This is a genomic window from Arthrobacter sp. TJ-58, assembly GCF_058269295.1.
Map to the genome: position 1 here is coordinate 150,674 of NZ_JBZCNM010000005.1, position 11,668 is coordinate 162,341.

Sequence of the window (11,668 nt, forward strand, 5' to 3'; positions counted from 1 at the left end):
CTCCATGCGCGGCATCACGCTTTTCACCCTTCCCGGCATCGGCGAAATTACGCCCGGCACCGATCTGGCGGCGGTCATCCTGGCCGCCGCCGGGTCGGCTCCCGGCACTGAACTGCAGCCCGGGGACATCCTGGCGGTTACGTCAAAGATTGTCTCCAAGGCCGAGGGACGCCAGATCGCCGCCGGGGACCGTGAACAGGCAATCACCGATGAAACCGTCCGGGTGGTGGCCAGCAAGGTTCATCCCGGCGGCGTAACCCGGATTGTGGAGAACAAACTGGGCATCGTGGCCGCCGCAGCCGGAGTGGACAACAGCAACACCCCCGACGGAACGGTCCTGCTGCTTCCGGCGGATCCGGACGCCTCGGCCCGCGCGCTGTGTGCCGCGCTGCGCCGGGAACTGGGATTCGACGTCGGCGTCCTGATCACCGACACCTTGGGCCGCGCCTGGCGGGAGGGACAGACCGACGCCGCCATCGGTGCCGCAGGCATGGATGTCCTGATGGATCTGCGCGGAACGGCCGACAGCTTCGGCCAGCAGATGAAGGCGACCATCACCGCGGTGGCGGACGAAATCGCCGCAGCCGCGGACCTCGTGAAGGGCAAAACCAGCCAGTGCCCGGTGGCGGTGCTGCGGGGCCTGCCGGAACTGGTGCGTTCCGAACCGCCCGCGGGCGCCGATGAGGGCGCACGGGCGCTGGTTCGCGCCGCGGACACGGACATGTTCCGTCTCGGCAGCGCCGAAGCCTGGCGGGAAGGTTACACCGCAGCCTGCCGCGACGCCGGGCTGCCGGTTCCGGCCTGGCTGAACCCGGCTGCCGGCGATGAAACCCTTAATCCTGCAGCCGGCGGGTTCCGGCAGGAGGCCGAAGGAGCAAACTAGGTTTCCACCGTTTCCACCGTTTCCACCGGCAGGGACAGGGCGATCAGCGGACGTCCCGTTCCGGGATGCACCAGCACATGCGCCTGCACTGCGTAGACCTCGCGGATCAGTTCGGCGGTGAGCACGGTGCGCGGATCGCCGGCGGCCACCACCGTGCCCCCGGAGAGGACAATGACGTGGTCGCAGTGCGCAGCGGCGTGGGTGAGGTCGTGAAGGGCGGCGACGACGGCGATGCCCCGGCCGGCCAGCTCCCGAAGCAGATGCAGGGTGGTCAGCTGGGCGTACGGATCGAGGTGGTTGGTGGGTTCATCCAGCAGCAGGAGCTGCGGGCGCTGCGCCAGCGCGCGGGCCAGCTGCACCCGCTGCCGCTGCCCGCCGGAGAGTTCGGAAAACATCCGGTCCGCCAGATCAGGAACACCCGCGGTGTCCAGCGCCGCCAGCACCTCGGACTCATCCTCGCTGGTGCCGAATCCCAGCAGCGGCCGGTGCGGCATGGTTCCCAGCGCCACCACGTCCCGCACGGTCAGCGGGGAGTCTGTGCCGGACTCCTGCTCGGCCAGGGCAGCAATGCGGGCACGTTCGCGCCTCGGCCGGTGCAGCAGGTCCCGCCCCTCCCACAGCACGGTTCCGGCGCGCACCGGGATGACCCCGGCGAGCGCTCGCAGCAGCGTGGACTTTCCGGCACCGTTGGGACCCACCAGCGCTGACAGGGCACCTGCCGGAACCGTGCAGTCCACGCCGTCCACCACCAGCTTTCCGCCAAGCTGCACTTCCACGCCGGCAGCCTGCAGGGACGCCTCGCGCACCAGATCAGCCCTTGACCCTGCCCTTCCCTCCGCCACCGGGCTCATGCTCCGCCCTTCCGCCGGGCCAGCACGTAGGCAAACACCGGCGCACCAATAACGGCAGTCACCACGCCGACGGGAAGTTCCCGGGGCTCAAACGCGGCGCGGGCCGCGGTGTCCGCCCAGATCAGGAAGACGGCGCCGAGCAGCGCCGACAGCGGCAGCAGGGCACGGTGCCCCGGCCCGGCAATCAGCCGGACCACGTGCGGGAACACAAGTCCAATGAAGCCGATCGATCCGCTGACGGACACCATGGCTCCGGTCAGCAGCGCCGTGGCGGCGAGCATGCTCCAGCGCACGGCCGGAACGTTGATGCCCAGGGCGGAGGCGGCGTCGTCCCCGAACGCGAACCCGTCCAGCAGGCGGGCCGTGGCCAGCAAGGGAAGGCCCACCAGCACCAGGGCTCCGGCGGCGATTCCCGCACTGGACCACGTGGTGCCGCTGAGGGAACCGAGCAGCCAGCCCAGGATGTTCCGGTATGAATCCCCCGTGGCCGTCCAAAAGATCACCAGGCTGGTCAGGGCGCTGCCCAGGGAAGAGACCGCGACTCCGGCCAGGACTGTCCGGGAGGGCGTGAGGCCGCCGGCCAGCCTGGCCAGCAGCAGGGTGGCGGCCAGAGCAGCCAGCGCGCCGATGAACGCCGCCAGCGGCAGCAGCAGCTGGGCCCCCAGCAGCACCACGCAGACCGCGCCCAGGGAAGCGCCCGAGGACAAACCCAGCAGATACGGATCAGCCAGCGCGTTGCGGGTCAGTGCCTGCATCACTGCTCCGCTGACAGCCAATCCGGCCCCCACCGCTCCGGCGGTCAGGACGCGCGGGAGCCGCAGCTCCCAGATAATCCCGTCCTGCAAAGCGGACAGCGGGCTGGTGCCGAGGCCGAGATGGGACAGGATGGACCGGAACGCGTCCGCCACGCTGATATCCGCCGGACCAACAGTTGCCGCGGCGGCCACGGAAAAGACCAGGGCAGCGGCCAGCACCGCCGTCGCCGGTCCTGTGCGGAACCGGCGACGAGATGATGGTCGGAGACGGACTGTGGTCACGGAAGCGTCGAGAGCTGGTCGGCGAGGTCCGCCACTGCTTCAGCATTGCGGACACCGGCCTCTCCCGCCGCGAAGGGAAGGATCAGGTAGCGGTTGTTGATGACGGCGTCCATGCCCGCCGTCGCCGGATTGGACTTCAGGAGCTCCTTTTTGGATTCGGCCGTATTCCGGTCCGCGTCCACGAGCACAATCACATCAGGGTTGGCCGCCACCACGGTCTCCCAGCTCAGCGATGCCCAGGATTCCTGCACATCGGCGGCAATGTTCTTCAGCCCCAGCTCCTCCATCATCATCTGCGGAGCGCCCAGGCCGGCACCGGCGTAGGGGGTGTCGCGGCCGGAGGAAAACCAGAAGGCGGTGCGCCCGTCACCGGCGGGTTCGACGCCGGCCAGCACCTCACGCTGATCAGCAATCAGCTCCGCGGCGGCATCCGGTGCGCCCAGAAGTGCGCCGGCTTCGGTGATGCCGTCAAAAACAGATTCAAAGGTCAGCTTGCCCGGGGCCCCTTCTGCGCGGCAGGCCGCGGGAGACACGTAGCTGCTGATGCCCAGTGAGGCCAGGAAACCGCGCTCCCCGGCAGCGTCGGCGCTCAGGTTGGATTCCCAGCCTGCGTAAATGAAATCCGGTTCACTCTCCAGCACCACTTCCTGTGACGGGGCGGCATCGGACAGGGACGGCAGCTCTTCGGCCGCTGCCGCCATGGATTCCGGAACCGGTCCGTCCAGGAAAGCCGTCCCCACCACTTTGCTGCCCAGGCCCAGGGCCAGGACCGTCTCCAGCGAGGTGGATTTGATGGTCACAATGCGTTCGGGCGGCGCGGTGAGGGTCACGGTGGTGCCGCAGTTGGACACGGAAATCGGGTACGACGACGCCGGGGCATCCGCGGTGCTGCTCACTCCGGGAGTGCCGGATTCGGAACTGCCGGCGGCATCGGCCGGGGCCGCGGAATCGGAGGCCGCGGAACAGCCGGCCAGTGCGGCGGCCAGAAGCAGGGAAAGGGCAGGCAAAAGGGATCGGTTCATAGTTCCTCGTCAGTGGGGCGGAAGAGCGGAGGGATCTATGGTCCAAATCCAGACCAGTGCTACCGGCCATTTCCGGCCGGTGATCTTTCGACTAAACGCTAGCATCTCTTTGTTTCCGTTACGTTCCTTCTCTTTCTCCGGATATTCCCGGGGAATCACGGGCCAATTCAGAGCCATTTCAGGGCGATATAAGACCGAATCGGTACGCAACGGTTTCAAAACAACATCTCAAAACCCTTGCCAGTTCCCGATCAGGAGCGAAGGATGAATCCACACCGCGGAAAAGGCGATTTTTAACGCCGCGGAAATGTTGGGGAAATATTCAGCCCAAAGACTGGGAACGGCCCGTGAAACGGCCGATCGGAACTGCGGCGCACCTGCCGCTACAAGGAGGCACAATGACAATCGTCCGCACCGCCCTGACCCAGACCACCTGGACCGGGGATGAAGAATCCATGGTTGCCAAGCACGAGGAGTTCGTCCGCAAGGCAGCTGCCGAGGGCGCCCAGATCATTTGTTTCCAGGAACTCTTTCACGGTCCGTACTTCGGAATCGTGCAGGACAGCAAGTACTACGACTATGCGCAGAAAGTTCCGGGCCCCCTGACGGAACGGTTCTCCAAGCTCGCCGCCGAGCACAACATGGTGATCATCCTGCCCGTCTATGAAGAAGAACAGCCGGGTGTCTACTACAACACCGCAGCGGTTATTGATGCTGACGGAACCTATCTGGGCAAATACCGCAAGAACCACATTCCGCATGTGGAAAAGTTCTGGGAGAAGTTCTACTTCCGGCCGGGAAACATGGGCTGGCCGGTGTTCGAGACCGCCGTCGGCACCGTAGGCGTGACCATCTGCTATGACCGGCATTTCCCGGAGGGCTGGCGCGTCCTGGGGCTGAACGGTGCCCAGCTTGTCTTCAATCCGAACGCCTCCAAGCCGGGGCTCTCCAACCGGCTCTGGGAACTCGAGCAGCCCACCGCTGCTGCCGCCAACGGCTATTACGTGGTGGTCCCCAACCGGGTAGGCAGCGAAACCAATGAATTCGGCGAGGAAGCGGTGGACTTTTACGGCACCTCCTACATTGCCGACCCCCAGGGCAACTACGTGGGAGAGCTGGGGAACCGCCACGACGAGGAACTGATGATCCGCGACCTGGACATGGACCTGGTCCGCACCGCCCGCAACAACTGGCAGTTCTACCGAGACCGCCGGCCGGACGCCTACACGCCCATCACCAACCCGTAACGGCCGGTTCCATCGGCCGGTTCTTCGCAGGAAAGAAGTTTTAGTTCTATAAGGGAGTTGTTTTGAGTACAACACTGATCACCGGAGGAACAGTTGTCACCTCCACCGGCCGCAGCGAAGCGGACGTCCTCATCGACGGGGAAAAGATCGCGGCGGTACTCGCCCCCGGATCCACCCTGCTGGGCCATGACCTTGCCGGCTCCGTGGACACGGTCCTGGATGCCAGCGGCAAATATGTCATTCCCGGCGGCATTGATGCGCACACCCACATGCAGATGCCGTTCGGCGGCACCGAAGCCTCCGACACCTTTGAAACCGGCACCCGCGCCGCAGCCTGGGGAGGCACGACGACGATCGTGGACTTCGCGATCCAGCGCTACGGCGAGCGGGTGATGGACGGCCTGGCGGCCTGGCATGAGAAGGCGGCGGGGGAGTGCGCCGTCGACTACGGATTCCACCAGATTGTGGGGGACGTCAATGATGATTCCCTCAAGGCCATGGAGGGGCTCATTGATGAGGGTGTGTCCAGCTACAAGCTGTTCATGGCCTATCCGGGTGTCTTCTACAGCGATGACGCGCAGATCTACAAGGCCATGCGGGTGGGAGCCGAAACCGGCCTGATGACCATGATGCACGCCGAGAACGGACCGGCCATTGACGCCATGGTCACTGAACTGCTGGCGCAGGGCAAAACCGATCCCTACTACCACGGGGTGGCGCGGGCCTGGCAGATGGAGGAAGAGGCCACGCACCGGGCCATCATGCTGGCCAACCTCACCAACGCTCCTCTGTATGTGGTGCACGTTTCAGCGAAGCAGGCCGTTGAGCAGCTGGCGGCCGCCCGGGACAACGGCCAGAACGTGTTCGGGGAAACCTGTCCGCAGTACCTGTACCTGAACATGGAGGACCAGCTCGGCGCCGACGGGTTCGAGGGAGCCAAATGGGTGTGTTCCACCCCGCTGCGCTCCAAGCACGAACACCATCAGGACCACATGTGGCAGTCATTGCGCACCAACGACATCCAGATGGTGGCCACCGATCACTGTCCGTTCTGCATGAAGGGGCAAAAGGACCTGGGCCAGGGAGACTTCTCGAAGATTCCCAATGGCATCGGCTCCGTGGAGCACCGCATGGACCTCATGTACCAGGGCGTGGTGGACGGGAAAATCTCGCTGGAACGCTGGGTGGAGATCACGAGTACGACGCCGGCGCGCATGTTTGGCATGTACGGCGCCAAGGGCGTGATCGCCCCCGGAGCCGATGCCGACGTCGTCATCTACGATCCCAACGGCCACACCTCGATTGGAATGGAGAAAACCCATCACATGAACATGGATTACTCCGCCTGGGAGGGCTATGAGATTGACGGGCACGTGGACACGGTGCTGTCCCGCGGACGGATCCTCATCAATGACAACGAGTACCTCGGTTCCAAGGGCCACGGCCGGTACGTCCGCCGGGCCCCCAGCCAGTACCTGATCTAGGAGCGGAACAGCATGGAATTTGGCGCAGTACTGCAATGCAATCCGCCCGCCGCCCGAGCCGTGGCGCTCGCGAAAAGGGCCGAGGAATACGGATTCGATTACGTCTGGACGTTTGACTCGCACATCCTGTGGCAGGAGCCGTATGTCATTTACAGCCAGATCCTGGCGCAGACCCAGAACATCAAAGTGGGCCCGATGGTGACCAACCCGGCCACCCGGGACTGGACGGTGACCGCTTCCACCTACGCCACGCTGAACTCCATGTACGGCAACCGGACGGTGTGCGGCATCGGCCGCGGCGACTCCGCGCTGCGGGTGAGCGGCGGATCGCCCACCACGCTGAAAACGCTCCGCGAGGCTATCCATGTGATCCGCGAGCTGGCGAATTCCCGTTCGGTGGAATACAACGGCCGGACCATCCAGTTTCCGTGGAGCACCGGTTCGGAGCTGGAAATGTGGGTGGCCGCCTACGGGCCGCTGGCGCTCAAGCTCACGGGCGAAGTAGGGGACGGTTTCATCCTGCAGCTGGCAGATCTGGACATTGCCGAATGGATGATCAACACCGTGCGCTCCGCGGCGGCCGCTGCCGGACGGGATCCGATGGCCATCAAGTTCTGTGTGGCGGCGCCCATGTATATAGGGGACGACTGGGAGCACATGCGGGACCAGTGCCGCTGGTTTGGCGGAATGGTGGGCAACCATGTGGCGGACATTGTGTCCAAATACGGTGCCGACGCCGCAGTGCCACAGGCGCTGACCGATTACATTGCCGGGCGGGAGGGCTACGACTACAACGAGCACGGACGGGCCGGAAACACCCACACCGCGTTTGTTCCGGACGAGATTGTGGACCGGTTCTGCCTCATGGGCACCGCCGAGCAGCACATGGAAAAGCTGGAAAAGCTCAAGGCGCTGGGGGTCACGCAGTTTGCCGGCTACCTCCAGCATGACAACAAGGAGGAAACCCTGCGGGTGTACGGCGAGAGCATCATCCCGGCGCTGCGCGAGCACGTGAGCGCAACCGCATGAGCAGCGCATGAGCTCGGCGGCGGGGCCGGCGGCCCGGATCGGGTGGGCCGCCGGCGGGATCCTGGCCCCGGTGCTGCTGTGGGAAGGGTACAAGTTTGCCGGGCCCGAAAACGGCGTGAACCTGGCCGGGCTGCCGCTGCTGCCGCGGACCTCTGACCTGGCCATGCCGCACCTGTGGACCATGCTGGCGCGGCTGGCTGAACCGGCCACCTCAGCTGCGGGGGCGCCGCCCCTGTGGTCTGCCGTGCTGCAGGCGGCGGCGTTCACCCTGGGAATCGCGGCGCTGGGCTGGCTGATCGGGGTAGTGGTGGGCACCGGTCTGGCCATGGTGATGCAGCGGTTCCGTTCCGCCGGATCGGCCCTGCTGCCGTGGATCATCCTGAGCCAGACCGTGCCGCTGATTGCCATAGCTCCGCTGGTGCGGCGCTGGGGATCCCAGCTGGAAGTGGGTTCCTTCACCTGGGAGAACTGGATGTCGGTGGCGGTCATCGCCTCCTATCTGGCCTTCTTCCCGGTGGCGATCGGTGCCCTGCGCGGATTTTCCTCTCCGGCAGCCAGCCACCTTGATTTGATGCACAGCTATTCCGTGGGCTGGTGGCGCAGCTTCCTGTTCCTCCGGCTTCCCGCCAGTGTCCCGTTCCTGCTTCCCGCCCTGCGCCTTGCCGCAGCAAACGCCGTCATCGGCGCCGTGGTGGCGGAAGTATCGATCGGGCTGAAGGGCGGGATCGGCCGGATGATCGTGGAATATGCGGCCGCCGCCGGGGGAGATCCGGGCAAACCCTGGGCCCCCATTTTTGGGGCAGTCCTGCTGGGGCTGGCTGCCGTCACTGCCACCACAGTCCTGGGACTGTTCCTGCACCGCTACCGCAGAGGAGAACAAGCATCATGAGCGGACCAGTTGAACCGGCGGTGGAAGTCCGGGACGTTCACCGGGTGTTTTCCACGAACCGCGGGGCGGTCACAGCGTTGGAAGCTGCGAGTCTGAGCGTGGCGCCGGGGGAATTCGTCTCCCTGATCGGGCCCTCGGGCTGCGGCAAGTCCACGCTGCTGCGTTTGATCGCGGATCTCGATGAGCCCACCAGCGGAACCGTCAGCGTGTTTGGCCGCACCGCCCGGCAGGCCCGGAAGGAACAGGCTTACGGGATCGCTTTCCAGCAGGCCGGGCTGCTGCCGTGGCGGAGCGTCCGGGCGAATATCGAACTGCCGCTTCAGCTTCACGGGGCCGCGGCGCCCGCCCGCCGTCACCGCGTCGACGAGCTGCTGGACATGGTGGGTCTGGCCGAGTTTGCCGATTCCTTTCCGGACCAGCTCTCCGGCGGGATGCAGCAGCGCGTGGCAATCGCCCGGTCCCTGGCCGAAAGCCCGCGGCTGCTGCTGATGGATGAGCCGTTCGGTGCACTGGATGAAATGACGCGCGAACGGATGCAGAACGAGCTGGTGCGGATCTGCGCGGAAACGGGAGCCGCCGTCGTTTTTGTCACCCACTCCATTCCGGAGGCGGTGTTCCTGTCCGACCGGGTGTTCGTGATGTCCGCCCGGCCGGGACGGATCAAGGACGTGCTGCCGATCCGGCTGGGAGCCGCGGAGGAGCGCGGTGAGAACCTGCGTGAAGAAACCGCCTTCTATGCGGCCATCACCGCGGTGCGGGAATCCCTGCACGGCACCGAAGTGGCCCAGCTGCGCGGAGTGGAGACACGGTGACGGCGGTGGAGCCCGCAACGCTTCCAACAGCGCCGGCCGCTGCGGGGGCCACGTCACCGGCACTGCTGGGCAGGGCGTTCGACGGCGGGAAGCAGGCCGCGCTGCCGCTGCTGCTGGGTGCCGCGGCGGTCCTGCTGTGGCAGGGCGCGGTGAGCCTGTTCGCGGTTCCGCCGTTCGTCCTGCCGGGCCCGTTTGCCATCGCCGCTGAATTCGCCGCAAACCTCGGCAACATTGCCTCGGCCTCGCTCGTCACCGGAACCAACGCCCTGGCGGGCCTGGTGGCCGGCGCAATCATCGGTGTGCTGGCCGCCGTCGTCGCCGCCTTCCTCCCGGTCTTTGACCGGCTGGCCGGCCCCACGGTGACGGCTCTGTCCGTGGTGCCGATCGTGGCAGTGGCTCCGGTGCTGTACACAATGTTCGGTGCCGGGGAGGAAGCGCCGCGGCAGATCGTTGCGGGGATCGCCGTGTTTGTGCCGGTGTACGTGAATTCACTGCGCGGATTCCGGCAGGTCCTTCCGGTGCACCGGGACCTGATGCGTTCCTATGCTGTGGGCCGCTGGCAGGTCACCCGCGCAGTGACGCTGCCCAGTGCAGTGCCCTATATGTTCACCGGGCTGCGGATCGCCTCTTCGCTGGCAGTGATTTCGGCGCTGATTGCCGAGTACTTCGGCGGTCCGGTGGGCGGGCTGGGCAAATCCATCACCTCCGCCGCTGCCGGCAGCAACTACACGCTGGCCTGGGCCTACGTGCTGGGCGCCGTCGTCGTCGGCCTGCTGTTCTTCGGCGCAACCGCAGCGCTGGAGAAATACAGTTCCCGGCACTAGCTCCATTCGGCGCACGCTGCCGTTCGTCGTTCCGCTCACCCGCTCACCCACTGGAGGCAATGAAATGGCACATGGAAGAGAAACGGCACATGGAAAACGCATCCGCACGGCCGCAGCGGCCGGAACCGCTGCAGTACTGGTCCTGGCCGGCTGCGCCTCGGGCAGCGGGGCGGCGGACGACGGCGGGGAAGCCGAGGGGCTGACCCCGGTCAAGCTGCAGCTGCAGTGGTTCGCGCAGGCGCAGTTTGCCGGCTATTACGCGGCACTGGATCAGGGGTTCTTTGAAGACGAGGGCCTGGACGTGGAGATTGTGGAAGGCGGAGCGGACATCGTGCCGCAGGACGTGCTCGCGTCCGGGGACGTGGACTATGCAATTTCCTGGGTGCCCAAGGTCCTGGGATCGATCGAGCAGGGCGCCAACATCACCGACGTGGCGCAGATCTTTGAACGCAGCGCCACTTTGCAGGTGGCGATGGCAGATTCCGGGATTGACGGGCCGGAAGACCTCGCCGGAAAGAAAGTGGGCTCCTGGGGCTACGGCAACGAATGGGAGCTTTTCGCCGGGATGAAGGATGCAGGGGTAGAACCGGGGGATATCGAGCTGATCCAGCAGGCCTTCGACATGAACGGCTTCCTGTCCGGGGACATCGATGCAGCGCAGGCCATGACCTACAACGAATATGCCCAGGTGCTGGAGACCGTCAATCCGGACACGGGGGAGCTGTACCAGCCCGAGGACCTGAGCGTTATTGACTGGAATGACGAGGGATCCGCGATGCTGCAGGACGCGATCTGGGCGGACGCGGACCGGCTGGCCGATGATTCCGAGTACCAGGAGACCACCACCGCGTTCATCAAGGCAGCGATCAAGGGCTGGATCTATGCGAAGGACAATCCCGAGGATGCGGCCCGCATCGTGACCGAGGCAGGATCCACCCTGGGTCAAAGCCACCAGCTGTGGATGACGAACGAGACCAACAAGCTCATCTTCCCCTCCACCAACGGCGTAGGCATGATTGACGAGGCAGCATGGAAGAACACGGTGGACATCGCCATGGGTACACAGAATGAAACCGGAGCGACCATCCTGACCACCGAACCGCCGGAGACCGCGTACACCAATGAGTACGTTCAGAAGGCGCTCGCCGAGCTGGAGGAAGAGGGCGTGGACACCAAGGGCGCGGATTACCAGCCCGTGGAAGTTTCCCTGGCCGAGGGCGGAAACTAAGCCCCGACGACGGCGGCCGGCAGCCTAAACCGCCGGCCGCCTCCAGCCCTTGAAAGTCGATTTGCGCCGGTCCCCAACCCCGTGTAGAGTCTTCTAAGTCGCCGCGGCCGGGAGTTGCAAAACATCCCGAGCATGGCGGCCAAACCCCACCAAAAACATTCTGGTGATCCTGCCTGTGCCCAGTGCACCGACACGGAAAGCCGGGGCTTTTGCGCGGGTTCGTCCGGCCGGATGAAACGGTAACCGGGAATTATCCCGAATTGCCAAACACGGTCCGGATGAAATAGAATAAAGAAACACTGCAGCGAAGAGAAAAGAAAAACATTAATTGTTTTTCCGAGTATTTCGGATGCATCTGTTGT

11 protein-coding genes are annotated in these 11,668 nt (G+C 65.2%); 8 read left to right on the top strand and 3 right to left on the bottom strand.

Features of this window, described 5'->3' with window-relative positions; translation table 11 throughout:
* The first annotated feature begins 4 nt into the window (after positions 1 to 4).
* Positions 5 to 883 (top strand): coenzyme F420-0:L-glutamate ligase, encoded by an 879-nt coding sequence (gene cofE, locus AC4D2W_RS15180; RefSeq protein WP_490927752.1) that lies wholly within the window; start codon positions 5 to 7, stop codon positions 881 to 883.
* Here cofE and AC4D2W_RS15185 read toward each other — a convergent pair.
* The 3 genes from AC4D2W_RS15185 to AC4D2W_RS15195 are packed head-to-tail and all read right to left on the bottom strand — an operon-like array spanning position 880 to position 3,793.
* Positions 880 to 1,734, bottom strand: a complete 855-nt coding sequence (locus tag AC4D2W_RS15185; protein WP_490927753.1) for an ABC transporter ATP-binding protein — start codon at positions 1,732 to 1,734, stop codon at positions 880 to 882. The two genes, cofE and AC4D2W_RS15185, sit on opposite strands and share 4 nt — an antisense overlap.
* Positions 1,731 to 2,708 carry a putative F420-0 ABC transporter permease subunit gene (locus tag AC4D2W_RS15190; RefSeq protein WP_490927754.1) on the bottom strand — a complete coding sequence of 326 codons (978 nt, stop codon included), beginning with the start codon at positions 2,706 to 2,708 and terminating at the stop codon, positions 1,731 to 1,733. Before AC4D2W_RS15190 ends, AC4D2W_RS15185 begins: the two co-directional genes overlap by 4 nt.
* 59 nt (positions 2,709 to 2,767) lie before the next feature.
* Complete coding sequence (locus AC4D2W_RS15195) at positions 2,768 to 3,793, bottom strand: putative F420-0 ABC transporter substrate-binding protein (protein ID WP_490927755.1); 1,026 nt, start codon at positions 3,791 to 3,793, stop codon at positions 2,768 to 2,770.
* Positions 3,794 to 4,191: 398 nt separating this feature from the next.
* Between AC4D2W_RS15195 and AC4D2W_RS15200 the strand changes: the two genes are divergently transcribed.
* From AC4D2W_RS15200 to AC4D2W_RS15230, 7 genes are all read left to right on the top strand, one after another.
* Positions 4,192 to 5,040: a nitrilase-related carbon-nitrogen hydrolase gene (locus tag AC4D2W_RS15200; RefSeq protein ID WP_490927756.1), complete on the top strand. Its 849-nt coding sequence runs from the start codon at positions 4,192 to 4,194 to the stop codon at positions 5,038 to 5,040.
* Positions 5,041 to 5,102: 62 nt separating this feature from the next.
* Positions 5,103 to 6,524, top strand: a complete 1,422-nt coding sequence (gene hydA, locus AC4D2W_RS15205; RefSeq protein ID WP_490927757.1) for a dihydropyrimidinase — start codon at positions 5,103 to 5,105, stop codon at positions 6,522 to 6,524.
* Positions 6,525 to 6,536: 12 nt separating this feature from the next.
* Positions 6,537 to 7,553, top strand: a complete 1,017-nt coding sequence (locus AC4D2W_RS15210) for a TIGR03842 family LLM class F420-dependent oxidoreductase (RefSeq protein ID WP_490927758.1) — start codon at positions 6,537 to 6,539, stop codon at positions 7,551 to 7,553.
* A gap of 7 nt (positions 7,554 to 7,560) precedes the next feature.
* Positions 7,561 to 8,442, top strand: a complete 882-nt coding sequence (locus AC4D2W_RS15215) for an ABC transporter permease (protein WP_490927759.1) — start codon at positions 7,561 to 7,563, stop codon at positions 8,440 to 8,442.
* Complete coding sequence (locus AC4D2W_RS15220) at positions 8,439 to 9,254, top strand: ABC transporter ATP-binding protein (RefSeq protein ID WP_490927760.1); 816 nt, start codon at positions 8,439 to 8,441, stop codon at positions 9,252 to 9,254. Before AC4D2W_RS15215 ends, AC4D2W_RS15220 begins: the two co-directional genes overlap by 4 nt.
* Complete coding sequence (locus tag AC4D2W_RS15225) at positions 9,251 to 10,078, top strand: ABC transporter permease (protein ID WP_490927761.1); 828 nt, start codon at positions 9,251 to 9,253, stop codon at positions 10,076 to 10,078. Before AC4D2W_RS15220 ends, AC4D2W_RS15225 begins: the two co-directional genes overlap by 4 nt.
* Before the next feature lie 64 nt (positions 10,079 to 10,142).
* Positions 10,143 to 11,306 carry an ABC transporter substrate-binding protein gene (locus AC4D2W_RS15230; RefSeq protein WP_490927762.1) on the top strand — a complete coding sequence of 388 codons (1,164 nt, stop codon included), beginning with the start codon at positions 10,143 to 10,145 and terminating at the stop codon, positions 11,304 to 11,306.
* Positions 11,307 to 11,668: the final 362 nt, after the last annotated feature.

Coding starts and splice junctions, on each gene's coding strand:
- AC4D2W_RS15215 (WP_490927759.1), top strand. CDS start 7,561: ATGAGCTCGGCGGCGGGGCCGGCGGCCCGGATCGGGTGGGCCGCCGGC.
- AC4D2W_RS15210 (WP_490927758.1), top strand. CDS start 6,537: ATGGAATTTGGCGCAGTACTGCAATGCAATCCGCCCGCCGCCCGAGCC.
- AC4D2W_RS15185 (WP_490927753.1), bottom strand. CDS start 1,734: ATGAGCCCGGTGGCGGAGGGAAGGGCAGGGTCAAGGGCTGATCTGGTG.
- AC4D2W_RS15200 (WP_490927756.1), top strand. CDS start 4,192: ATGACAATCGTCCGCACCGCCCTGACCCAGACCACCTGGACCGGGGAT.
- AC4D2W_RS15220 (WP_490927760.1), top strand. CDS start 8,439: ATGAGCGGACCAGTTGAACCGGCGGTGGAAGTCCGGGACGTTCACCGG.
- AC4D2W_RS15230 (WP_490927762.1), top strand. CDS start 10,143: ATGGCACATGGAAGAGAAACGGCACATGGAAAACGCATCCGCACGGCC.
- cofE (WP_490927752.1), top strand. CDS start 5: ATGCGCGGCATCACGCTTTTCACCCTTCCCGGCATCGGCGAAATTACG.
- AC4D2W_RS15195 (WP_490927755.1), bottom strand. CDS start 3,793: ATGAACCGATCCCTTTTGCCTGCCCTTTCCCTGCTTCTGGCCGCCGCA.